At 70.2% G+C, this 21,797-nt stretch carries 23 protein-coding genes and 1 pseudogene; 9 read left to right on the forward strand and 15 right to left on the reverse strand.

The window, feature by feature from the left end; all coding sequences use genetic code 11:
• Positions 1-165: 165 nt before the first annotated feature.
• From QWM81_RS29190 to QWM81_RS23730, 6 genes and pseudogenes are all read right to left on the reverse strand, one after another.
• Positions 166-912 (reverse strand): annotated as a pseudogene (locus tag QWM81_RS29190) (hypothetical protein); the annotation flags it as partial.
• A gap of 206 nt (positions 913-1,118) precedes the next feature.
• Entirely contained in the window at positions 1,119-2,111 is a 993-nt protein-coding gene (locus QWM81_RS23715) for a methyltransferase domain-containing protein (protein ID WP_353938338.1), read from the reverse strand.
• A 158-nt stretch (positions 2,112-2,269) separates the two neighbouring features.
• On the reverse strand, positions 2,270-2,647 hold the full coding sequence (locus QWM81_RS29195) for an SPASM domain-containing protein (protein WP_353938339.1): 378 nt from the start codon (positions 2,645-2,647) through the stop codon (positions 2,270-2,272).
• Positions 2,644-3,138, reverse strand: a complete 495-nt coding sequence (locus tag QWM81_RS29200; protein WP_353938340.1) for a radical SAM protein — start codon at positions 3,136-3,138, stop codon at positions 2,644-2,646. The genes QWM81_RS29195 and QWM81_RS29200 overlap by 4 nt, the downstream gene beginning before the upstream one ends.
• 141 nt (positions 3,139-3,279) lie before the next feature.
• Positions 3,280-3,666, reverse strand: a complete 387-nt coding sequence (locus tag QWM81_RS23725) for a DUF6415 family natural product biosynthesis protein (RefSeq protein WP_290114352.1) — start codon at positions 3,664-3,666, stop codon at positions 3,280-3,282.
• A gap of 529 nt (positions 3,667-4,195) precedes the next feature.
• Positions 4,196-5,377: a helix-turn-helix domain-containing protein gene (locus QWM81_RS23730; RefSeq protein WP_290114353.1), complete on the reverse strand. Its 1,182-nt coding sequence runs from the start codon at positions 5,375-5,377 to the stop codon at positions 4,196-4,198.
• Positions 5,378-5,496: 119 nt separating this feature from the next.
• On the opposite strand from QWM81_RS23730, the gene QWM81_RS23735 reads away from it, so the two are divergent.
• Positions 5,497-6,027, forward strand: coding sequence for a flavoprotein (locus tag QWM81_RS23735; protein WP_290114354.1), 531 nt, complete (start codon positions 5,497-5,499; stop codon positions 6,025-6,027).
• Between the two features lie 70 nt (positions 6,028-6,097).
• Positions 6,098-6,220 (forward strand): hypothetical protein, encoded by a 123-nt coding sequence (locus tag QWM81_RS23740; protein WP_290114355.1) that lies wholly within the window; start codon positions 6,098-6,100, stop codon positions 6,218-6,220.
• 294 nt (positions 6,221-6,514) lie between these two features.
• Here QWM81_RS23740 and sodN read toward each other — a convergent pair whose 3' ends face one another.
• Positions 6,515-6,910 (reverse strand): superoxide dismutase, Ni, encoded by a 396-nt coding sequence (gene sodN / locus QWM81_RS23750; RefSeq protein WP_290114356.1) that lies wholly within the window; start codon positions 6,908-6,910, stop codon positions 6,515-6,517.
• 142 nt (positions 6,911-7,052) lie between these two features.
• Between sodN and sodX the strand changes: the two genes are divergently transcribed.
• The gene (sodX, locus tag QWM81_RS23755; protein ID WP_290114357.1) at positions 7,053-7,478 is read left to right on the forward strand and encodes a nickel-type superoxide dismutase maturation protease; all 426 of its coding nucleotides are present in this window, start codon (positions 7,053-7,055) and stop codon (positions 7,476-7,478) included.
• Here sodX and QWM81_RS23760 read toward each other — a convergent pair.
• Positions 7,382-8,011 (reverse strand): CGNR zinc finger domain-containing protein, encoded by a 630-nt coding sequence (locus QWM81_RS23760; protein WP_290114358.1) that lies wholly within the window; start codon positions 8,009-8,011, stop codon positions 7,382-7,384. The two genes, sodX and QWM81_RS23760, sit on opposite strands and share 97 nt — an antisense overlap.
• Positions 8,012-8,095: 84 nt before the next feature.
• On the opposite strand from QWM81_RS23760, the gene QWM81_RS23765 reads away from it, so the two are divergent.
• Positions 8,096-8,857, forward strand: coding sequence for a class I SAM-dependent methyltransferase (locus QWM81_RS23765; RefSeq protein WP_290114359.1), 762 nt, complete (start codon positions 8,096-8,098; stop codon positions 8,855-8,857).
• A 70-nt stretch (positions 8,858-8,927) separates the two neighbouring features.
• Here QWM81_RS23765 and QWM81_RS23770 read toward each other — a convergent pair whose 3' ends face one another.
• Genes QWM81_RS23770 through QWM81_RS23780 form a run of 3 tightly spaced genes read right to left on the reverse strand, consistent with a single transcriptional unit; the run spans position 8,928 to position 11,651 of the window.
• The gene (locus QWM81_RS23770) at positions 8,928-9,689 is read right to left on the reverse strand and encodes an amino acid ABC transporter ATP-binding protein (protein ID WP_290114360.1); all 762 of its coding nucleotides are present in this window, start codon (positions 9,687-9,689) and stop codon (positions 8,928-8,930) included.
• Positions 9,686-10,621: an amino acid ABC transporter permease gene (locus tag QWM81_RS23775; protein ID WP_290114361.1), complete on the reverse strand. Its 936-nt coding sequence runs from the start codon at positions 10,619-10,621 to the stop codon at positions 9,686-9,688. Before QWM81_RS23775 ends, QWM81_RS23770 begins: the two co-directional genes overlap by 4 nt.
• Before the next feature lie 40 nt (positions 10,622-10,661).
• Entirely contained in the window at positions 10,662-11,651 is a 990-nt protein-coding gene (locus QWM81_RS23780; protein ID WP_290114362.1) for an ABC transporter substrate-binding protein, read from the reverse strand.
• Between the two features lie 532 nt (positions 11,652-12,183).
• Here QWM81_RS23780 and QWM81_RS23785 point away from each other — a divergent pair.
• From QWM81_RS23785 to QWM81_RS23805, 5 genes are all read left to right on the forward strand, one after another.
• Positions 12,184-13,401 (forward strand): NAD(P)-dependent malic enzyme, encoded by a 1,218-nt coding sequence (locus tag QWM81_RS23785; RefSeq protein ID WP_290114363.1) that lies wholly within the window; start codon positions 12,184-12,186, stop codon positions 13,399-13,401.
• Between the two features lie 218 nt (positions 13,402-13,619).
• Complete coding sequence (locus QWM81_RS23790; protein WP_290114364.1) at positions 13,620-14,201, forward strand: phosphoesterase; 582 nt, start codon at positions 13,620-13,622, stop codon at positions 14,199-14,201.
• Complete coding sequence (locus QWM81_RS23795; RefSeq protein WP_290114365.1) at positions 14,198-15,754, forward strand: alkaline phosphatase D family protein; 1,557 nt, start codon at positions 14,198-14,200, stop codon at positions 15,752-15,754. Before QWM81_RS23790 ends, QWM81_RS23795 begins: the two co-directional genes overlap by 4 nt.
• A 70-nt stretch (positions 15,755-15,824) precedes the next feature.
• Complete coding sequence (locus QWM81_RS23800) at positions 15,825-16,790, forward strand: zinc-binding dehydrogenase (RefSeq protein ID WP_290114366.1); 966 nt, start codon at positions 15,825-15,827, stop codon at positions 16,788-16,790.
• Between the two features lie 60 nt (positions 16,791-16,850).
• Positions 16,851-18,206, forward strand: coding sequence for a glycoside hydrolase family 5 protein (locus QWM81_RS23805; protein WP_290114367.1), 1,356 nt, complete (start codon positions 16,851-16,853; stop codon positions 18,204-18,206).
• Between the two features lie 704 nt (positions 18,207-18,910).
• On the opposite strand, the gene QWM81_RS23810 is transcribed toward QWM81_RS23805, so the two are convergent.
• The 4 genes from QWM81_RS23810 to QWM81_RS23825 all read right to left on the reverse strand — a co-directional run bounded on the left by QWM81_RS23810 (position 18,911) and on the right by QWM81_RS23825 (position 21,796).
• Positions 18,911-19,132: a hypothetical protein gene (locus tag QWM81_RS23810; protein ID WP_290114368.1), complete on the reverse strand. Its 222-nt coding sequence runs from the start codon at positions 19,130-19,132 to the stop codon at positions 18,911-18,913.
• 297 nt (positions 19,133-19,429) lie between these two features.
• A complete protein-coding gene (locus QWM81_RS23815) occupies positions 19,430-20,314 on the reverse strand; it encodes a DUF2637 domain-containing protein (protein WP_435372438.1) in 885 nt (294 codons plus the stop codon).
• Positions 20,307-20,546, reverse strand: coding sequence for a hypothetical protein (locus QWM81_RS23820; protein WP_290114369.1), 240 nt, complete (start codon positions 20,544-20,546; stop codon positions 20,307-20,309). Before QWM81_RS23820 ends, QWM81_RS23815 begins: the two co-directional genes overlap by 8 nt.
• Before the next feature lie 350 nt (positions 20,547-20,896).
• Positions 20,897-21,796, reverse strand: a complete 900-nt coding sequence (locus tag QWM81_RS23825) for a PadR family transcriptional regulator (RefSeq protein ID WP_290114370.1) — start codon at positions 21,794-21,796, stop codon at positions 20,897-20,899.
• Position 21,797 lies beyond the last annotated feature (1 nt).

Consider the following 21,797-nt stretch of genomic DNA (forward strand, 5'->3'; position numbering starts at 1 on the left):
CGGGGGTGGTTGACGCCAGACCTGCGAGGTTGAGATGGCGAGGAAACGCTGTTGGACGGCGTAGGCGGCTGCGGCGGCGGCAAGGACGGCGCAGATGGCTGCGGTTCGGCTCGGCATGGTGGGGGTCATGCGGCTGAGGAGGTCGATCAGTTGCCAGTTGTAGAGGAAGTGGGCGGCGATCAGGGGGGTTACTCGGCGGTGCCGTGCGTAGAGGTAGACCACGCCGGCCGCCGTGATGGCGGTGGCGAGGCCGGGCACGCCCAGGTACAGGTGCGGGATGAGCCGCAGAGCGACGGGGATGGCCACCCACTGCCACACCGGGCGGCGGGCGGCACTCAGCAGGGCCACGACCGCGCCGGTGAGGACCATCTCCTCGGCCACCGAGGTCCACAGGGAGCGGGTGGTGTGGATGAGGTCGGAGTGCACTCCCAGTACCTCGTGCTGGGGTTGTTGCAACTGGGGGCCCGGGGCGTAGAGGGAAAGGAGGGTCACCACGTATCCGGCTGTGATGATGACAGCGGTGGCCTGGACGCCCACGGCCCATCCGTTGAGTCGGCCCATAGGTGAACGGTCGCCAGCCGATCCGATACCGAGGTCCGACAGGGTGATCCCGCGGCGGAGCAGGACCTCTCGTGTGAGCCACACAAGGAGCACTGCCGAGGCGAGGCGCAGATCGGCGGAGTTGCCGTTCGGTGTCAGGTGCGCCATGCGGTCGACCAGGTCCGCGAGTGTGATCCCGCCAGCGGCCAGGACTTGCAGCACCGGGCCCCGCGACCGTGGTCGGCCGCCGCTGCGGTTGACGATCAGGGTAAGGAGCCAGACGCCGCCGGCCAAGGTGCAGGATGCGGATAAGGCGGCGGCAGCCTGCACGGTCCACGGGCCTGGGTCCGCTCCGGCCAGCCGGGCGGCCATGAGGATGGAGCCCCAGGCGGAGGGGCCGGCAGCCACGGCGGCGAGGCCCCAGATGTCGCGGTGTATGGGCGCGATTGTCGATCGCGAGTCGAGCAGGAGCTCGCTCAACAGGTCCCCCTGGAGTTTCGATGTGCAGGGTTTTGTGCTTGGTGAACCCCAGTCGGCCGCGCGGGAAGGGGGCCAGTCGACCGGGGCGTCTCAGGGGGTCAGAGGGTGGCGCGCCAGCCGCCGCGCCTCAGCACCGTCTGGCCGTCCGGGGTGATCCGTACGCGCGCGCCGCGCAGCGGCAGCTCGCCATGCTGGAGCCAGTAGGAGCGGATGCGGTCCAGGACGTCCCACAGCCCCTGAGGGCCGCTCTGGTGGACGAGTGGCAGCTGCCCGCTGTAGCTGGTGGCCCGTGCCCATGAGCCGTCCGGGTGCGCGAGCCACGTGGTGCGTACGTCGCCGTCCTCGATGTAGCCGGTCACGGTGCCTGGTGCCTCGATGTCGAGCATGGACGCCAGGTCCCACGCTTCCTGCACGTCGACCACCGGGTAGTCGCCGGTGGTGACGGCCTCGCCCTCGCCGTACAGCGCGGTGTCGCGCAGGCCGGCAGGCAGGTCGTCGGCGTAGTCGTCGCCGTGGCGGGCGTGCATGAAACCGGCTCGGTCCCACTCGACCTGCCCCAGTGCCGTGCCGTCGTTCAGTTTTTCGGCGGTGACGATGAGAGAGGTGCCGCTGATCGTGGTGACCAGGCGGCCGCCGGTCTTGAGGCCCTCCAGCCAGCTAACCGGCACTGGTCGCACGCCCACGGTGGCCACGATGCGGTCGTACACGCCGGGCAGAGGGCCGGTGGCGTCCACGACCTCAAGCTGCGGGCGCAGCCCCAGGCCGTCCAGGCGGCAGCGGGCGGCGTCCACGAGGTAGGGGTCGACGTCCACGCTGGTGACGTGGTCTTCGCCGAGGCGAAGTGCGGCGAGGGCGGTTCCGTAGCCGGATCCGGTGCCGACGTCGAGCAGCTGGTCGCCATCGGCGATGCGGCCGTGCTGGAACATCTTGACGATGAGGCTCGGCAGGGTCGCTGACGACGTCGGCTTGCCCTGAGGGCGCGCCTCCGGCTGTGCCAGGTCGGCGTGGACGGCGCCGACGCGGGTGATCAGGGACCGGTCGCGGTAGGCGGTCATCGCCCACCGCGACGGGTCCGCCTGGCCGTCGCGCAACTGCCAACCGTAGGGAGTGCGATCCCACCAGCGGGGGATGAGCCGGTGACGCGGCAGGACGGCGACCAGAGGCCGCCACCGGGAGGCGGCGTGGGTGGCGCTGTGGGCTAGGGCCTCAGCGAGGGGTTCCCAGTGCATGGTTCCTCCGGCGGCTTGGCTTAGTAGGCGGGTGCGCATGCTGTGGTGTTGGCCGGGTTGCAGTCGCTGGAGTCGTCGGGCGGGCAGCCGGCGCCCATGGCGGGGATGGCGGCCCGGGCCTTGGCCCACCGGTCGCTGGACACGATGGCGGTCAGGCCCTCGGTACGGACGTTCCCCGTGGGCAGGAACCGAGACAGGATGCAGCCGTACACCTCGCCGTCCGGAGAGACCGCGAGCCGGTGGTGGAAACAGCGGCCGCACAGCTCGCTCACGCTCGGGATGGTGGCGGAGCCGGCGGCCGCGCGGCCAACGCCGCGGGCCCGGTCGATTCTGATCTCCGTGATGCCGAGGGCCCGCAGCTCGGCCTCGGCCTCGGCAATGCGCTGACTCTCGTTCACGTGGACGATGCCGACCCGAAGACGGATGCCGAGGCGCATGGCCTCGATGATGTTCTGGCGGGTCCGCTGGTGGCTGCCCCGTACGTCGGTGATCCGGTCGTGTTCCTCCGCCTGGTCGCTGTAGTAGCTGGTGGCCAGACGTACGCCATCCTGCGCGAACGCGTCCCATTGCAGGCGCGGATGTGGGTGAAGTTGGAGTACACCTCCACCTCCAGTCCACGGCCGAGGGCGTGCGTGATGAGCGGCAGCAGGTAGACTGACCGGGTCGGCTCGCCGCCGATGAGCTGCACGGCGGGGATGCCCAGCGCGGCGGTGTCGTCCATGACGCGCCGCCAGTCGTCCAGGGTCATCTCGCCGTGGCTGACCTTCGGGCCCGACAGGGTGCAGCAGTGCGAGCACGTGAGCTGACAGTTGCCGGTGATGTCGCACTCGACGGAGAGGATCCCGGCTGCCGAGCGTTCGGGCGGCACGGGACGAACGGCTGTGGTCATAGGGTGACTTCCCCTTTCACGGGGTTGCAGGAGACAAAAGGAAGCCCGCCCCGGTACTCGACCTGTCCAGGGTTGGGACCCGGGGCGGGCGTTCATGGGCGCGACCCTTAACCCGATGGTCGCCATGGGTGTGGAGCAGGATCAGTGAGCCGGCGGGTTGAGGTTCTCGTAGTGGTCGCACAGCGAGTTGACCGACATCGCGAGCTTCTTGGCTCGCCGATAGGCCGCGTCCGGGCCGAAGCCAGGGGTGGTGTGCAGACGGCGCCACGCCTCACCGATGGCGATCTGCGCGATCCCGGAGTGGAGGTCGCCGGCGGGCTGCGTCCGGATGATGGCGCGGATCTCCGGCACCAGCAGCTGCACGTGGCCGCGGAGAGCTTTGGTCAGAGCGTCCAGGTCCTGCAGCTGGGGGTCCGTGGACTCCAAAGCGAGTACGCGGCGGACCATGTCCCGCATCGTCTCGACATCGACTGGTCTCGGGTCGGCCACGGGTGCGGGCTGGATCTGCGGGGCGGTACGTTGCGTCATGCGAACGCTCCTTGTCAGCGTTGGCCATGCCCCGGGACCGTGTCAGCGGTCGCCGGGGTCTCTTGGGTATCAGTGCTGGGCTCCGCGTCCAGCCCGCCGGAGATGGGGTTGGCGGCGAGGCCCGCCCGCTGCGCCGTCCCCGCCGTTGGTCGTTCGCAGCGGGCGGAGATCAGCGGTTGGGCGGGGAGTGGCGGACGTACGTGTGGTGGTGAGGGCTACAGCCCGGATGCCGGTAATCGTCGGGATGAACCCCAGAACCCGCTTCGATCGGCTCAACACGCTCGGCTCCCGCTGTAATTGGCTGGTCGCAATGCACGCAGAACCGCGTGCCCGACATGGCGGTCACCGGTTCCCCTTCCGGCAGGTGCAGGCGCACGGGAGCGTCATGAGCGGTCGGGCGAGGGGCCCGTCACTCGGCGGCCGGACCGCGCGTGGCGACACGCGGCTGCTCTGTTGCTCTGGCATGGAGCCAGAGTGGACCCTCGAGAAGGCGGTAGCGCTCACAAAACTGTGAGCGTTGTGAGCGTCCCTACAGACCGATCCAGGCGGCCATGTGGCTCAGGGTGTCAGGGGTGCGGCGGGCCGTGTGCAGGAGCCCCGTGATCGCGTCCCGCGTCGCCGGGTGGTACCTCGTCTGCTCGGGTGCCGTACGACGCGCCTCCACAAGGTGGCGGAGTGCGCGGTCGCTGTGGCCGTTCTCCATCTCCACCACCGCCCGGTCCACCAAGAATCGTGCACGCCGGGACGTGAGGGTCGACGGCGGAAGTTTGATCCGCCTGGACTGAGTCAACGCTTTGTCGAACTGGCGAAGTGTGATGGACGCGCCCAGTTCGTGAAGGGCCACGTTCATCTGGCCGAAGCTGAGCCAGTGCACCTCGCGGGCCTCGCCGCCAACACGCTTCGCCAGTTCGCGAGCTGCGGCGATGTGCCGAGCGACGGCGTGCGTGTCACCGGACCGCGCGGCGACGGCGGAAGCCCCGAGGTGGAGCTGGCCGGCAACGGCGAGAGCCTCGCGCGAGTCCTGCCCGTCGAGCAGGTCGTGCCCGGCCTGAACGAGACGGCGGCCAAGATCGTACTCGGCAGCCTTGTGTCCGAGGGCCCGTTTGTACTGGCGGATCGCGGCCAGGCAGGGATCCGAAGCGCGCTCGGCGGCCCAGCCCATGCGATCGAGGGCGACCGTAGCCAGATCCCGGTACCCCATCTTTAGCGCCACGTCGTGGGCAGTGCGATAGGTGGAGGCGAGAGCCTGCCATGTGGCTGTGCTGGGCCGTGACTGGGCGGCGAGTGTGAGCGCCGTGATGAGCGGCGGTAGGTCCTTGGCGGCCTTGCGCAGGTGGGTGGCTCGTACGTCCTGGCATACCTGGTCAGCCGCAGCGGACAGGTCCGTCACAGGCTGGGAGCGGTGAGTGGGCGAGGGCTCCAGGTCGAAGAGGTCGAGCGCCTCTCGGATTGGCCGTACGAGGGCGGCGACGCGGGCCTGTTGAATCTCGGTGACGTGGGAGGGTCCCGTGAGTACGGTGGCGTCGACGCCGAGCGCCGCAGCAACGGCTTCCACGAAGGCATCCGTGGCCGGTCGCGCGCCGCACTCCACCTGATTCAGCAGGCTGTACGAGTAAGGAATGCGGGCTGCCAGCTCGCGTTGAGTCAGGCGAGCAAGCTTCCGGTGCTCCTTGATGCGGGCACCCGTGTGGTCGTCGTCCAGGGCGGGCATACTAGTCTCCAGTTCCTGACTCGTCATCTGGAACGGTACCCGCGGACGCCCGCGGTGGGCCCCTCAACCGCCTTTATCCCGCTAGGGATAGGGGCAGTTGCTTGTGATCGGATGGGGGCATGACGAGGACCTTGTATCTGTTCTGCTCCGCCGCGCCCCCAGTGTTCGACGTCGCCACGGTGATCGAAGAGGCTCAGGCTCGGGGGTGGGATGTGTGCCTTGGGTTGACCCCGACCGCGTCGAAGTGGCTGGCCTCCAGCATTGACGGTCTCGCCGTGCTCACTGGCCACCCGGTACGGTCAGAGTACCGGGCGCCTGGGGAGCCGGACGTGTGGCCCGAGGCTGACGCGATCTTGTTCGCACCGATGACTTTCAACTCGGTCAATGAGTGGGCCCTCGGGCTCACGTCCAAGTGGGTGGTCGGCGTGGTGGCCGAGGGGATCGGTAAGGGGATCCCGATCGTGGCGATGCCATGCGTGAACGCGGCGTACGCGCAGCATCCGGCACTTGACGAGTCGGTGGCCAGGCTTCGCGCGGTTGGCGTGACGGTGCTGTACGGCGAGGGCGGGTTCGTGCCCAATCAGCCGGGGCAGGGGCGCCCGAGCGAGTACCCGTGGAACCTGGCCTTGGACACGATCGAACAGCGATAACGAAACCGCCCCCCTGCCTCTCCCGCTTGAGTTCTGACGGTCGTCGCAACGCCCGACCTTCGGGAACGCCATGGACTTCGAGATCCGCAAGACCCGTACAGGGCATGGGCGCAAGAAGCTGACCCGTGAGCGGGAGGCGTACTTCCAGCGCGAGCTGGATGGGCGAGTCCGGCTCCGGGTCCGGCGGCGGTGAGGACGGCGGAGCCCCATCCCGGCGGCACACCAACGCGTGAGGATCCCAGCGTGGGGCCTGGAGCGAGTAGCCATCGGGGCAGGCCGGGAGCCGGGGCCCCGTCCCCGGGCTCGCCTTGCGACCCTGGGCGCCCCGTCACGGTAGCGCCGGGCTCACCCTGCGGACCGGGGGACATCTCCCAGACGGTCTTGGGAGCATGGAGCGGCCCGACCGTCTCGCACGGTCGGGCCGCTCCCTTTGTGGCCCTGACCCGCACCGCAGGCGAGGGCTGTCACGCTATACGCCGGGCGACGATCAAGCCTTCTTGGTCTCCCAGAAGATCTTGTCGATCTGCGCGATGTAGTCGAGCGCCTTCTGGCCCGTCGCCGGGTCCGTCGAGGCCTTGGCGGCCGAGAGGGCCTTCAGGGCGTCGTTGACCAGCTGGTGCAGCTCCGGGTACTTCTCGAAGTGCGGCGGCTTGAAGTAGTCGCTCCAGAGCACCGAGACGTGGTGCTTGGCGAGCTCGGCGCGCTCCTCCTTGATGGTCGTCGCACGGGCCTGGAAGTGCGGGTCGTCGTTCGCCTGCATCTTCTCCTGGGTGGCCTTCACCGACTCGGCCTCGATGCGGGCCTGGGCGGGGTCGTAGACACCGCAGGGAAGGTCGCAGTGAGCGCTGACCGTCACCTTGGGGGCAAACAGGCGGGAGAGCATTGAGCTGTCCTTCCTCGTGATCGTCTTCTCAGGTGGGAGATTACTCCGTGACAGATGGGTTTTCGCGAGTGCCCCCTAGGGCTTACGACAAAAGTCCAGGGTGACCATGGGACTCGTGGAGGAAGGTCCAGGAGGTGTGCCGATGACGGAGCAGGGGCGGGAACCGACCGTGCCGTTCGGGATCGCCGAGGTGACGGGACCGTCGATGGTGCCGACCCTGCGGCATGGTGATCAGCTGCTGGTGCACTACGGCGCGCGGCTCAGGGCCGGGGACGTGGCGGTGCTGCGGCACCCGTTGCAGCAGGACCTGCTCATCGTGAAGCGGCTGGTCGAGCGGCGCGACGGTGGCTGGTGGGTGCTCGGGGACAACGCGGACGCCGAGGCCGTGGACAGCCGCGCGTTCGGGACGGTGCCCGCCGAGCTGGTGCTGGGCCGGGTGCGGGCCCGGTACCGGGGGATACGGCCCGGGCGTCAGCGGTCGGTCGGGGTGGTGCTCTCCTGGCTGGTCTCGGCGGTCCGGCCGGTGCTCGCCGACCGTTCGGTCTCCAGGCGCTTGCGCGCCCGGTAGGCGGCGACGTTCGCGCGGGTGGCGCAGCGGTCGGAGCAGTAGCGGCGGGAGCGGTTGGTGGACGTGTCCAGGTAGGCGTTGCGGCACGGCGCCGCCTGGCACAGGCCCAGCCGGTCGGCGCCGAACTCCGTGAGGTGGAAGGCCAGGCCCATCGCGGCGATCGCCGCGTACCCGGCGGTCGCGTTGGACGGGTGGTCCGCGAGGTGCATGTGCCAGCGCGGCCGGCCCTCGTCGTCGAGGTGGTCGTGGCCGGAGATCTGCGGGCTGACCGGGAACTCCAGCAGCAGCGAGTTGAGCAGGTCCACGGCCTGCCTCTGGTCACCGGCGTCGGCCGCGGCGAAGACCGCCCGCAGCCGCGCCCGTACCGAACGGAACCGGGTGACGTCCGCGTCGGTCGCGCGCCGCGCCATCTGCGAGGCCTCGCCGAACAGTTCGCGGACCGCCTCCACCGAGGTCAGACAGTCCTTGTTGCGCGCCGGCTCCTCGGTGTTCACCAGACGTACGGCGTAGTCCGAGTAATAGGCGAGTTCCACTTGTAGTCCTTACGGCGGCGGTCTAGGGTCAGAGCACGTTCTTGTAAGAGACGGATCTGATACGAGGGTATTACGGAGGTCGCGGTGACGGAGACGGCTGCGGGAACCGACTGGCGGGCCTGGCAGGAGAGCTGGGACCGCCAGCAGGAGTGGTACATGCCCGACCGCGAGGAGCGGTTCCGGGTCATGCTCGACATGGTCGAGGCGTTCACCGGCGCCGCGCCGAGGGTCCTCGACCTCGCGTGCGGTACGGGGAGTATTACGGACCGGCTCCTCAAGAGGTTCCCGGACGCGACCAGCACCGGCGTGGACCTCGACCCGGCGCTCCTCGCCATCGCCGAGGGGTACTTCGCCGGGGACGAGAGGGTGACCTTCGTCCGGGCCGACCTCACCGACCCCCGGTGGGCGCAGGCACTGCCGTACGACTCGTACGACGCCGTCCTCACCGCCACCGCCCTGCACTGGCTGCACACCGAGCCGCTCACGGCGCTGTACGGGCAGCTCGCCGGACTCGTCCGCGACGGCGGCGTGTTCATGAACGCCGACCGCATGAAGGACGAGACCACGCCCCGTATCAACGCCGCCGAGCGCGCCCACCGGCACGCCGCCATGGAGCGGGCCAAGGCCGCGGGCGCGCTCGACTGGGCCGCCTGGTGGGAGCTGGCCGCCAAGGACCCGGTGCTGGCCGGGCCGACCGCCGAGCGGTTCGCGATCTACGGTGAGCACGCCGAGGGCGACGCCCCCTCGCTGGACTGGCACGCGCGCACCCTGCGCGAGGCGGGGTTCGCCGAGGCCAGGGCCGTGTGGTCGTCGCCGTCCGACGCGCTCGTCCTGGCCCTGAAGTGAGCCACGGGGCGGTACGGGCATGAGGAAGGGGCGGTACGGGGACTTTCCGTACCGCCCCTTCCTCACGGGGCTACAGCACCTTCGACAGGAACGCCTTCGTCCGCTCGTGCTGCGGCTTGGTCAGGACGTCCTTCGGGTTGCCCGACTCGACCACGACACCGCCGTCCATGAAGACCAGCGAGTCGCCCACCTCACGGGCGAAGCCCATCTCGTGGGTGACCACGACCATCGTCATGCCGCTCTCGGCCAGGTCGCGCATCACGTCCAGCACATCGCCCACCAGTTCCGGGTCCAGTGCCGACGTCGGCTCGTCGAAGAGCATCAGCTTCGGCTCCATCGCCAGCGCCCGGGCGATCGCCACGCGCTGCTGCTGGCCGCCGGAGAGCTGCGAGGGGTAGTTGCCGGCCTTGTCGGCCAGGCCGACCCGGTCCAGCAGCTTGCCGGCCCGCTCCCGGGCCACGGCCTTGGACTCGCCCTTGACCTGGATCGGCGCCTCCATGACGTTCTCCAGCGCCGTCATGTGCGGGAACAGGTTGAACCGCTGGAAGACCATGCCGATGTCGCGCCGCTTGAGCGCCACCTCGTTGTCCTTCAGCTCGTACAGCTTGTCGCCCTTCTGGCGGTAGCCGACCAGCTCACCGTCGACGTACAGCCGGCCGGCGTTGATCTTCTCCAGGTGGTTGATGCACCGCAGGAACGTCGACTTGCCGGAGCCGGACGGGCCGATGAGGCAGAACACCTCACCCGCCGCCACCTCCAGGTCGATCCCCTTGAGGATGTGCGCTGCGCCGTAGGACTTGTGGACGCCCTCGGCTTTCACCATGGCGGTCATCGGGCCACCTCCGGGCGGCGGAACGTGGCGAGGGTCGACGTGACCTTCTGCCAGGGGGTGGGCGGCAGGCTGCGGCTGGAGCCGCGTGCGTAGTACCGCTCCAGGTAATACTGCCCGACGCTGAGGACCGAGGTCATGATCAGGTACCAGGCGGCGGCGAGGAACAGCATCTCCACCGGGGCACCGGACGTCTGGCCGATGTCCTGCGCGAACCTCAGCAGCTCGTAGTACTGGACGGCCGCCACCAGGGAGGTCGTCTTGAGCATGTTGATGACCTCGTTGCCCGTGGGCGGCACGATCACGCGCATCGCCTGCGGGATCACGATCCGCCGCAGCGTCTTGCCGTGGCTCATGCCCAGCGCGTGGGCGGCCTCGGTCTGGCCCTCGTCGACCGCGAGGAGGCCCGCGCGGCAGATCTCCGCCATGTACGCGGCCTCGTTCAGGCCCAGGCCGAGCAGCGCCGTCAGGAGCGGCGTCATGAAGTCGGACCACTCGTCCTTGTAGACCGGGCCGAGGTTGATGTACTCGAAGACCAGGCCGAGGTTGAACCAGACGAAGAGCTGGACCAGGACCGGGGTGCCCCGGAAGAACCAGATGTAGAACCAGGCGATCGCGGAGGTCACCGGATTCTTCGACAGCCGCATCACCGCGAGGATGATGCCGCCGACGATGCCGATCGCCATCGACAGGACGGTCAGCAGCAGGGTCTGGCCGACGCCCTCGATGATCCGGTCGTCGAAGAAGTAGTCCGGGACGGCGTCCCAGTTGATCTGGCCTTGCGCGAAGGCGTAGACGATCGCGGCGAACGCCGCGATGGCGATGACGGCGGTGACGTACCGGCCGTAGTGGCGGACCGGGATGGCCTTGATCGCCTCCGGGCCCGAGGGCGGCACGGCGTCCTCGGGACCCGTCTTCTTGATGTCAGTTGTCACGGTGGTGCCTTTCAGGAACCTGTGAGGTGCGTGTGGCCGGTCAGGAACCGCCGTTGATCTTTGCCTCGGTCACCGCGCCGGCGGCGACACCCCACTTGTCCAGCACCTTCTTGTAGTCGCCGTTCGCGATGATCGCGTCCATGGCGGCCTTGATCGCGTCGCGCAGCTGGGTGTTGCCCTTGGCGATCGCGATGCCGTACGGAGCGGCCTCGACCTGCTGGCCGACCAGCTGGAAGTCCTTGCCGCCGCCCGAGGTCTTCACCGTGTACGCGGCGACCGGGTAGTCCGAGGAGCCGGCGTGGGCACCACCGGCGCGCAGCCGGGTCTGGGCCTGCTGGTCGTTGTCGAACGCCTCGATGGTGATCTTGCCCTTCTTGGCCTTCACACACTTCGCGGACTCGGCCTTGGCCAGGTCCTCCGAGACGGTGCCCCGCTGCACGACGATCTTCTTGCCGCACAGGTCGGCCCAGCCCTTGATGCCCTGGTCGGCACCCTTCTTGGTGTAGATCGACACACCGGCGTTGAAGTAGTCGACGAAGTCGACGCCCTCGCCGACCTTCTTCTTGGTCTCCGAGTCGATACCCAGCTGACGGTCCTTGGTGTCCGTCATCGCCGACATCGCGATGTCGTAGCGCTTGGCGCGCAGACCCGTGATCAGGGTGTCGAAGGTGGCGTTCTCGAATTCGAACCGCACGCCGAGCTGCCGGCTCATGGCATCAGCCAGATCCGGGTCGATACCGACCGTCTTGCCGTCCTTGTCCTTGAACTCAACAGGGGCGTACGCGATGTCCGAGCCGACCTTGATGACGCCCTTGTCGCGGATGTCCTGCGGCAGCCGGTCGGCGAGGGGAGCGGCGATGGGCGGAGGGCCGGACGGCTCGTTCGCCTGCTTGGGCTTGTTCGTCTGGTCGCCACAGGCGGTCAGCAGCATCGAGCCGGCGACCGCGATCGCGGCGACCGCGGCCATCCGGGACGCCCTCGGCGTCCGGCTCTTCGCGACGGTCGTACAGCGGGTGGTGCTTGCGGTCATGGTCGGGTTCCTCCGGCGGGTTAAGAGGGGAAGCCAAAAGGGTCGGGCACGCACCTTCGGGTGTCGCGACCTCGTGTGGTTACGGCATCTTGCCATTCGGACCGGCCTGAACAGGGGGCCGCGCATGTCAAAATCGGATAACGGGAGAACCCCGAACCCCGACAGGCCGGTACATCAGGGCCGGACCTTCTGCGGGACTACCTTCCTCCGGCCGGAAAATCTCCGGTCCATCTTGTTATTCGGACGCGATCCGCATCGCATTCCGCATGTCATTCGGACTTGTCCAGATATTCCGCTATGGGTCATATCACGGGTACCGGTCTCAGGCCAGGGTCGAGCCGGACGTGATGTATGGACTCGTCGGCGGAGCCGTCCGTCCGGTAAGAAGGATCCTTACACCCCTCATCCGGGGCTCAGGGCGCGTGTGCGGCGCGCCCGCGCGACTGCCAGACACGGCGGACGCGGTGCCCGCCCACCCCTCCTCAACCAGGAGTGGCCACCCTCAACCTGTAATGACTTAAGGGGTCAACAAATGGCAGCGGAGATCGTCAATCCTCGCAGCGACAGTGACAACAGCACCGAGAGTGCCTCCGACGAGCCCTTCGATCCGGCGTTCGCGCTGCATCGGGGCGGCAAGATGGCCGTCCAGGCGACGGTTCCGGTGCGCGACAAGGACGATTTGTCCCTCGCGTACACCCCCGGCGTCGCCAAGGTGTGCAGCGCCATCGCCGAGCGGCCGGAGCTCGTGCACGACTACACCTGGAAGTCCCAGGTCGTCGCCGTCGTGACGGACGGTACGGCCGTGCTCGGACTCGGTGACATCGGCCCGGAGGCGTCCCTCCCGGTCATGGAGGGGAAGGCGATCCTCTTCAAGCAGTTCGGCGGCGTGGACGCGGTGCCCATCGCGCTCGCCACGACCGACACGGACGAGATCGTCGAGACCGTCGTCCGCCTCGCGCCGTCCTTCGGCGGCGTGAACCTGGAGGACATCTCGGCGCCCCGCTGCTTCGAGATCGAGCGCAAGCTCCAGGAGCGGCTGGACATCCCGGTCTTCCACGACGACCAGCACGGCACGGCCGTGGTCACCCTGGCCGCCCTGCGCAACGCCGCGAAGCTGACCGGGCGCGGCCTGGGCGATCTGCGCGCGGTGATCTCCGGAGCCGGCGCGGCCGGTGTCGCCATCGCCAAGTTCCTGCTGGAGGCGGGCCTCGGCGACGTGGCGGTCGCGGACCGCAAGGGCATCGTCAGCCGGGACCGCGACGACCTGACCGATGTGAAGCGCGAGCTCGCCGAGCTCACCAACCGGGCGGGGCTGTCCGGCTCGCTGGAGACCGCGCTGGCCGGCGCGGACGTCTTCATCGGCGTCAGCGGCGGTACGGTGCCGGAGGCGGCGGTCGCGTCGATGGCGCCGAACTCGTTCGTGTTCGCCATGGCCAACCCGAACCCGGAGGTCCACCCCGACGTCGCGCACAAGTACGCGTCGGTGGTGGCGACCGGCCGCTCGGACTACCCGAACCAGATCAACAACGTCCTCGCCTTCCCCGGCATCTTCGCGGGCGCGCTCCAGGTGCGGGCGTCCCGGATCACCGAGGGCATGAAGATCGCGGCGGCGAACGCCCTGGCGGACGTGGTGGGTGACCAGCTGGCCGCCGACTACGTGATCCCGTCGCCGTTCGACGAGCGGGTCGCCCCGGCGGTCACCGCCGCCGTGGCCGCGGCCGCGCGCGCGGAGGGCGTGGCCCGCCGCTAGCGCCTGGCGGGGTGCCTGTCCGGAAGGGCCCCGTTCCGTCCCCTCGGGGAGCGGAACGGGGCCCTTCGGTGTATCCGGGGCCGGAGGGGTGGCGCGGTTGGACTTTCCGTACGGGTCCTTGGACCGGCCGCGTGATGTTCGCCGCCGCTCTTCCGGAGGTTCACATGGGGCTGCTGTGATGCGCGCGCCACCCCACCTCACGACAGCAGGAGGCGCGAGTGAATCTGGTCGTCAACGGTGACGCCGAGAGCGGTCCCGGGGGCACCGCCGAACCCGTCGGGACCGTAATCGGCTGGCAGGTCGTGCAGGGCGCGCCCGCCCTCGTCGCGTACAGCCTCGGCGGTGGTTACCCCACCGCCTCGGACCCCGGTCCCGACCGGCGCGGGAGCCGGTTCTTCTCCGGCGGCACCTCGCCCCGCACGGCCCTGCTCCAGGACATCGCCCTGCCCGCCACCGGCGCCACCGGCCACGCGGCCGTGGACGCCGCTCAGGTGCGGTACGCCGTGACCGCCTGGCTCGGCGGATACGCGTCCCAGGAGGACGGCGCCCGGCTGTCGGTGGAGTTCCGCGACGCCAAGGGCACCCCCGTTGCGCTGAGCGTGCTCGGGCCGGTGACGGCGGGGGAGCGCAAGGGGCGTACGGGGCTGCTGGAGCGCACGGCCGGGGCGCTCCTGCCGCCCGGTGCCCGTACCGCGCGCGTCCTGCTCGTCCTCACGCGTACCGGCGGCGGCACGTCGAACGACGGTTACGCGGACGGGATCACGCTCACGCTCACGGGGCCCACGGGGGTACGGAAATGACGCTCGACCGACGCAGTCTGCTCAAGGCCGCCGGAGCCGCCGGCGCGCTCAACGTCGTCTGGCCGCTGAGCGCCGGGCTCTCGCCCGCCCAGGCCCGCGAGGCCGCCGAAGCGCTCGGCGCCGACTACGATCCGGCGCCCTTCACCCTCGGCGTGGCCTCCGGCGACCCGCAGCCCTCCGGCGTCGTGCTGTGGACGCGCCTCGCGCCCGAGCCGCTCGCCGCCGAGCAGAAGCTGCCCGAGGTCGTCGAGGTCGAGTGGGTCGTCGCCGAGGACCAGGCCCTCAGCCGCGTCGTGGCCCGGGGCAAGGCGCCCGCCTCCGCGACGCTCGGCCACAGCGTCCACGTACCCGTGAACGGCCTCCAGGCGGGCCGCCACTACTGGTACGCCTTCACGGCGCTGGGCAGGACCAGCCGGGTCGGCCGGACGAAGACCGCGCCGGTCGGCGCCGTCTCGCGCGTCCGCTTCGCCGCCGCCAACTGCCAGGCCTTCCACGACGGCTACTACGCCGCCCACCGGGGCATCGCCCGTGAGAACGTCGACTTCGTCGTCCACCTCGGCGACTACATCTACGAGCACGGCCCCGTGGGCGGTGACCACGTGCGGGATCACGAGGGCCCCGCGGTCCTCACGCTCGCCGACTACCGCCGCCGCCACGCGCTCTACAAGGGCGACGCCTCCCTGCGCGAGGCGCACGCCGCGCACCCCTGGTTCCTCACCTGGGACGACCACGAGGTCGTCAACGACTACAGCGGTACGGGCGGCGGGGCGCCCTTCATGCAGCGGCGGGCCGCGGCGTACCAGGCCTGGTACGAGAACATGCCGCACCGCGACAACTCCGCCACCGCCGCCCTGCCCGACCCCGAGATCCACCGCGTGCGCCGCTGGGGCGACCTGCTGGAGCTGACCGTCCTCGACCTGCGCTCCTACCGCTCCGCCCAGAACCTCGCCAACGGCACCATCCTGGGCGCCGCCCAGAAGTCCTGGCTCAAGGGGACCATCGACCGCGCGCCCGACTCCTGGCACATATGGGCCAACTCGATCATGCTCAGCCAGCTGCGCGGCCGGCCGGGCGGCTCGTACATGTTCACCGACCAGTGGGACGGCTTCCTCGCCGAGCGCAAGGAGGTCCTGCACCACGTCCACACCAGCGGCCTGGAAGACCTCGTCGTCATCACCGGCGACTGGCACTCCGCCTTCGTCGACGACATCCGCACCGACTTCGACGACACGTCCTCGCCGCTGGTCGGTACGGAGTTCACGGCCCACTCGGTGACCTCGGGCGCGTACTCCGCCGACTGGAACGCGACCAACGGCCCCCTCATGGGCAAGGCCAACCCGCACCTGAAGTACTTCGAGGGCAACCGGTACGGCTACGACGTCTACGAGGTCACGCCGCAGCGCTTCAGCGCCCATATGCGGGTGATCGCCGACCGGCGCGACCCGCTCTCCCCGGTGACCACGCTCACCACCTTCCACGTGGACCGGGGGAAGACCGGCTCCTACGAGGACCCGGCGACGAGGAACAGCCCGGCGCAGTACCGCCGGGACTGACGCCGGGACTGACGTACGTCACACCGGTGCGCGGTACCGCCGCGCACCGGTCCGTCCTATGGTCAAGGTCATGTTCGCTGCCTACGCCGCCCGAATCGACCGCGACCAGCCGCTGAACGGACTGGAGCTGGGCGAACGCCCCGCCCCCGAGGTCCGTCCCGGCTGGACCACCGTCACCGTCAAGGCCGCCTCCCTCAACCACCACGACCTGTGGTCGCTGCGCGGGGTCGGCCTCGGTGAGGACAAGCTCCCGATGATCCTCGGCTGCGACGCGGCCGGCCTGGACGAGGACGGCAACGAGGTGGTCGTCCACTCCGTCATCGGCCAGACCGGCCACGGCGTCGGCCCCGACGAGCCCCGCTCCATCCTGACCGAGCGCTACCAGGGCACGTTCGCCGAGAAGGTCGCCGTCCCCGCCTGGAACGTGCTGCCCAAGCCGAAGGAGCTGTCCTTCGAGGAGGCCGCCTGCCTGCCGACCGCGTGGCTCACCGCGTACCGCATGCTCTTCACCAACGGGGGCGTACGGCCCGGGGACTCGGTCCTCGTGCAGGGCGCGGGCGGCGGGGTCGCCACGGCCGCGATCGCCCTCGGCAAGGCGGCGGGTCTGCGGGTCTTCGCCACCAGCCGGGACGAGGCCAAGCGCAAGCGGGCGGTCGAGCTGGGCGCGGTGGAGGCCTACGAGCCGGGGGCGCGGCTGCCGCAGCGGGTGGACGCGGTCATCGAGACCGTCGGCGCGGCCACCTGGTCGCACTCGGTGAAGTCGCTGCGGCCCGGCGGCACGCTGGTGATCTCGGGTGCGACGAGCGGTGACCAGCCCTCGCACGCCGAGCTGACGCGGATCTTCTTCCTGGAACTGAAGGTCGTGGGCTCCACGATGGGCTCCAAGGACGAGCTGGAGGACCTGCTCGCCTTCTGTGCGGCGACGGGCGTACGGCCGGTCATCGACGAGGTGCTGCCGCTGGACCGGGCGCGGGAGGGCTTCGAGAAGATGGCGGCGGGCGACCTGTTCGGCAAGATTGTCCTGACCAACCCTTGATGGCTCCTCAGTTCCGCTGATGGGATCTCCGGCACTGCCGATCGTGCCGGAGGTCCCTTTATGCGTGCCCTCGCTCTCGCGCTCTCCGCCCTGCTGCTGGCCGTGCCCGCCGCTCACGCGGAAGAGACGCCGCCGGACATACCGCGCCTCACCGACGACCGGGGCCGCGTCCTGACACTGCGCGGCTGGAACGTCGAGGACAAGACGCACCGCGGTGACGCGGCGCTGTCCGCCATCACCGAGAAGCACTTCCGCGACATGCGCGGCCAGGGCTTCAACTTCGCCCGGCTGCTGGTCTTCTGGGACGACCTGGAGCCGAGCCCCGGCCAGTACAGCCAGACGTACCTGCGCAAGATCGAGCGCATTCTGGACTGGGCGCACACCTACGACATCCAGGTGCTCATCGACGCCCACCAGGACGTCTTCGGCCCGGCCTTCGGCCACCGCGGCATCCCGGAGTGGGCGACCCGCACCGACGGCCTGTCCTTCACCCCGCATCCCGACGACTGGTTCGCCGAGTATTTCGAGCCGGCCGTGCAGCGCGCCTTCACGCATCTGTACGAGGACGAGGACCTGCGGCGCGCGCAGGCGAGGATGTGGCGGGTGCTCGCCGACCGGTTCGAGCACCATCCGGCGGTGCTCGGCTACGACCTGATCAATGAGCCCATGGGCGAGCTCCGGGAGGGCGAGGACCTGGCGACGGCCGCCCGCCGCATCGAGCGCGAGCAGCTCACGGCGATGTACAACCGGCTCGCGGCCGCGGTCCGTTCGGTCGACGACGACAACTGGCTCTTCGTCGAGCCGACCCCGATCGTGGGCGAGGCGGTCCCCACCGGCCTCGGGAGGATCGAGGACCCGAAGGTGGTGTACGCGCCGCACTTCTACAACACGGCCATGGAGGCGGGCGCGGACTACGACCCGGCGGCCGGCTGGATCGCGGCATACGAGGCGGCGGTGACCGTGTACCCGAAGGAGTACCGGGTGCCGGTGGTGGTGGGCGAGTGGGGCCCGCTGAACACCTCCCTGCCCCACATGGGCCGCTTCTACCGCGAGGCGCTCGCCTCCCTGAACCGCTACAGCTCCGGGTGGGCGGGCTATGTGTGGTGCTACGGCGGCGGGTACTGCGCGGTGGACGGCTCGGGCGCCTGGCGCACGAACAAGGAACAGACGGCCGCGCCGTACGCGGCGGCGGTGGCGGGGCGGGTGGTCGCCGAGTCGCCGGAGCGGCTGGTGTACGTGGCGGGGCGCGGCGGCGCGACCGAGCTCTCGCTGCCGCCGGCCGCGGGTGGCTGGCGCGTGGACGTGGAGGGGCGGGCGTGGCCCCGTACGACAGCGGTCGCGCCCGGGGCAGCGCACCGGCTGCTGATCCGGGCGGTGCCGGGCGCGACCGTCACGGTGTCTGTCAACCGGGGTTGACGCATGGACGCTGCCGAACTGGGGGTCAGTCGGCAGGCCACGAAGGACGGGAGGCAGTGATGTCCGAGCGGTTGACGGGGTCGTGGCCGATGTGCTGGGGGAGCACGGGGTGACGTACGGGGCGGTGGAGCGGGCCGTGTTCGGCGAGGGGCGCGGGGCGGGGCGGGCTGACGCCGGTCCCTCGCCCCGCGCGACGGGGGCGTGTGGGTGGTCAGTCGGCCCGGGCCGAGTCCGGGGCCTGGGCGCCATGGAGCGCGCGGCACCACGCGCATGCCCGGGAGGTGCTGTGCGGTACGCCAGGTGATGGCAGGTACGGCAGGTACGGCAGGGAGAAGCCCGCGCGGTACTCGTCCCGGAGCGGGGCCGGCGCCGTGGCCACGTAGGGAGAGGACGGTAATCCCCACCCCGTGGAGCCTGTGGGACGGCGCCGGCCGCGAGACCACACCTTCAGTGCGATGGCCAGGAGCCGTCGCATCCTGCCGATTCGGCTGATCTGTCCGTCGTTCATGCGGATGAGCCCTCCTCCACGAGATGACGTGAACTGCCGCCGAGGCACAGAGGCTGCTTCATTCAAGCCGGTGGAGGAAGACTGGTGAACCCTTGCGAATGAAGAGAGCTTTTCGCAAGGGATGATGAAAGCGTCATCGTATGTGTCAGAAGCTGACCTCCCGCCGACGCCCACGGGAACGATGAGGAGTGGCCGTTCATGGCCTCGCACGGCCCTGACCGTCCTCGGCCGGATTCGGCCGCGGCGGCTTGTGGGCCGCGGGCCGGACGTTGGCGGTGAGCACCTCGATCGAGCGGCGGCGGCGACGCAGTTCCAGGGTGTCGACCCGCCACATCCGGGACGCCGGGGGTGGCACCAGGGCGGACAGTGCCGTACAGGCCGACGCGCACGCGACGACAACCCAAAGCGTCGTATTCATTGCCACGGGAGTTCCTTCCATGGCCCGGGATCTGTAGTGGTGAACAGTGACCGGGGGACGTTTCGCCGATCGAGTTCGGCGACCACCTGCATAACGCTTTGGCATATGTCCGGTTACGCGGGGGAACCCGAACGATATTTACCGGGGGAAGCATCACGATAGTGCTGGACTCAACTGATGAAGAATGCCGCGACCGCAATTCACGCGGCAGGCTCCCAGGCCATGAACAACACCCCGGGGGTCGTCGGCGCGGGCGGCTGTCTCCGTGCCGGCGACCCCCGGGGTCGTAACGGTGTGTCACCGCTCCGGCCCCCCGGCCCCGCCCGTACCCCGTGACTGTCCCGGCACGGCGGCCGGGGGTTTCGGGGGGCGCGGCCGGCCGGCCCCGGTGGGGGGCGGCGAGGTGCTGCGGTGGCGGGGAGCGGCTTGGCGCGGCGGCCTGGTCAGGGTGATCTGACGGACCAGTTGCTGGAAGCAGGCCAGCGCGGCGAGGGCCGGCAGAGCCGCGGCGGCCACATCGGTGAAGGTCCGGGGGGCCTGCGCCACGCACAGGAGTATGGCCATGGTGGAGAACAGCAGGACCACGGACCACGAGTGCACGGCGCGGCGCTGGTGCAGGGCCGCGCGCAGGACGGACAGGGAGGCCACCAGCCACGGTCCGTAGACGAGCAGCGGCCACCAGCCGACCACCGCGCTGTGGGTGCGGGCCTCGGCGACATGGCGCAAGGGGGCGTAGGTGACCATGCCGCCGAAGACGCTGACCATGGAGACGATGGCGGCCGCCAGCGCGGCCAGGGTGAGACTGGCCGTCTGTGGCCAGGTCAGCGACCTGCTGCGGGACTTGCGATGGCCCGGGCCCGCCGGCTTGATCGGGGGCAGCGTCGCGGTGATCCGGGTGAGCCCCGCCAGGGAGCCGTGGTCGGGTGCGGCCTCATGGGGCTCGGCCGGCGGGGCGGGAGGCTGCCCCGCTGCCTGCTCCGACGCCATGGCGTCCTGGAGGAGGAAGGCGAGTTCCTCCGTGGGGTCCCAGGGCGCGTCCAGCGGGCCGTAGGGCGGGCGGGGATCGGTGATCTGGAAGACCGACTGCCCGTAGCCGCCGTCCGTCCCCGGGCCGGCGGCCGCGTAGTAGTCGGGGACGTCGTAGCCGTGGCCGTGGCCGAAGCCCCGGTGGAATTCAGGCACGCGCGATCAAACCGATCCGGTCGTCGGCCCGCGCCGCCTGATCCCTCGCCTTCTCCCTCGTGCGATTCCAGGACCGCACGAAGTCCTCCTCGATCCGGGCCATCGCCTCGATGAATTCCTCCAGCACCGACGCCGACCATGTCAGCTCGATCCGGACACCGCCATGAAGGAGACTGTCCGTGTTGCTGTGAGTGAGCGCGGCCGGTACCTGAGTGAAGGTGAATTCCCCCATGGAAACGCGGGACGGAACTCGCCGGTCATTCGTCCGCAAATTCTGCTGAAACGCAACTGCCGGGCGTGTTGGTGTCATATTCCACCTAACGCTTCGATCTGTCCCCCGGGTGCGCGGCATACGGGTGAGCGCATTGCGTCGTACGGGGGACACGTGGCGTTTTATCAGTTCTGCAAGCTGTTCTCTTCGTGGCCGGAAAGCGCGTATCCATGCTGATTGATAGCCAGTCGGATTAGCGGAGATCATTTTCTCGCGCGGCCGGTCCGTCCCCCCGCGCGGCCGGTCCGTCCCCCCGCGCGGCCGGTCCGCCCCCCGCGCCGCTCGCACCCGGCGCCGTCCTGGGGAGCGCCCTAGTCCCCGGCGCCGCCGCCTCGCAGCAGGGTGACGATGTGGGCCGCGGCGGTGGACAAGTGGCGGCGCGCTTCGGCCAGTTGGGCGGCCGTCACGCCGTGGTCCCGGGCCGCGTCGCGGATGTCGTCGCGGAAGCGGTCCAGCAGCCGTTCCAGGTCGCGGGCCGGATCGTCCGACCCGGCCGCCGGGGCGTGCGCCCACTCCGGGGTCTCGGCCGGGTCCGGCTTCCCGCACGGCGGCCAGGGCGTCGTCGGGGCGCCGCCGATCAGGCCGCCCAGCCGGCCGGCGAGGTCGGCCAGGCCCTCGCTGCCGCCCCGCAGTACCTGCTCCTGCACCTGCTGGGCGATGCGCTGCATCTCCTGGCGGGCCCGCTCCTGCGCCTCCTGGGCCTGCCGGCGGGCCGACCGCGCGTCCTCGCGGGCCCGCCGGGACTCGTCCTTGGCCCGGCGCGCCTGCTCCTTCCACTCCTGCTTGGCCTGGCGCCAGGCCGCCCAGTCGTCGCCGCCGGGGGTGCGGGCCTCGCCCGCCGCCGCCCGCATCTCGCGGCGCAGCGTGCCCGCCGCACCGCGCACGTCGTCGCGGATCGCGGCGGCGAGTTCGGAGACCGAGTCGCGGATCTCCAGCTCCAGGTCGGCCAACTCGCCGCTGCGCCCGGCGAGTTCCTCGCGCCCGGCGTCGGTGATCGAGTAGACCTTGCGGCCGCCCTCGGTGGTGTGGGTGACCAGCCCCTCGGCCTCCAGCTTGGCCAGGCGCGGGTAGACGGTGCCGGCGGAGGGGGCGTACAGACCGTGGAAGCGCTCCTCCAGCAGCCGGATCACCTCGTAGCCGTGGCGCGGGGCCTCGTCGAGGAGCCCCAGCAGATAGAGGCGCAGGCGGCCGTGGGCGAAGACGGGCGGCATG

This window comes from Streptomyces ficellus (genome assembly GCF_030406405.1).
Lineage (GTDB): Bacteria > Actinomycetota > Actinomycetes > Streptomycetales > Streptomycetaceae > Streptomyces > Streptomyces ficellus_B.

What these genes read in the sequence shown, in the direction of transcription:
- QWM81_RS29200 (WP_353938340.1), bottom strand. Translation starts at nt 3,138, where the DNA reads ATGACCACAGCCGTTCGTCCCGTGCCGCCCGAACGCTCGGCAGCCGGG.
- QWM81_RS23725 (WP_290114352.1), bottom strand. Translation starts at nt 3,666, where the DNA reads ATGACGCAACGTACCGCCCCGCAGATCCAGCCCGCACCCGTGGCCGAC.
- QWM81_RS23730 (WP_290114353.1), bottom strand. Translation starts at nt 5,377, where the DNA reads ATGCCCGCCCTGGACGACGACCACACGGGTGCCCGCATCAAGGAGCAC.
- QWM81_RS23735 (WP_290114354.1), top strand. Translation starts at nt 5,497, where the DNA reads ATGACGAGGACCTTGTATCTGTTCTGCTCCGCCGCGCCCCCAGTGTTC.
- QWM81_RS23740 (WP_290114355.1), top strand. Translation starts at nt 6,098, where the DNA reads ATGGACTTCGAGATCCGCAAGACCCGTACAGGGCATGGGCGCAAGAAG.
- sodN (WP_290114356.1), bottom strand. Translation starts at nt 6,910, where the DNA reads ATGCTCTCCCGCCTGTTTGCCCCCAAGGTGACGGTCAGCGCTCACTGC.
- sodX (WP_290114357.1), top strand. Translation starts at nt 7,053, where the DNA reads ATGACGGAGCAGGGGCGGGAACCGACCGTGCCGTTCGGGATCGCCGAG.
- QWM81_RS23770 (WP_290114360.1), bottom strand. Translation starts at nt 9,689, where the DNA reads ATGACCGCCATGGTGAAAGCCGAGGGCGTCCACAAGTCCTACGGCGCA.
- QWM81_RS23780 (WP_290114362.1), bottom strand. Translation starts at nt 11,651, where the DNA reads ATGACCGCAAGCACCACCCGCTGTACGACCGTCGCGAAGAGCCGGACG.
- QWM81_RS23785 (WP_290114363.1), top strand. Translation starts at nt 12,184, where the DNA reads ATGGCAGCGGAGATCGTCAATCCTCGCAGCGACAGTGACAACAGCACC.
- QWM81_RS23795 (WP_290114365.1), top strand. Translation starts at nt 14,198, where the DNA reads ATGACGCTCGACCGACGCAGTCTGCTCAAGGCCGCCGGAGCCGCCGGC.
- QWM81_RS23800 (WP_290114366.1), top strand. Translation starts at nt 15,825, where the DNA reads ATGTTCGCTGCCTACGCCGCCCGAATCGACCGCGACCAGCCGCTGAAC.
- QWM81_RS23805 (WP_290114367.1), top strand. Translation starts at nt 16,851, where the DNA reads ATGCGTGCCCTCGCTCTCGCGCTCTCCGCCCTGCTGCTGGCCGTGCCC.
- QWM81_RS23810 (WP_290114368.1), bottom strand. Translation starts at nt 19,132, where the DNA reads ATGAATACGACGCTTTGGGTTGTCGTCGCGTGCGCGTCGGCCTGTACG.
- QWM81_RS23820 (WP_290114369.1), bottom strand. Translation starts at nt 20,546, where the DNA reads ATGGGGGAATTCACCTTCACTCAGGTACCGGCCGCGCTCACTCACAGC.
- QWM81_RS23825 (WP_290114370.1), bottom strand. Translation starts at nt 21,796, where the DNA reads ATGCCGCCCGTCTTCGCCCACGGCCGCCTGCGCCTCTATCTGCTGGGG.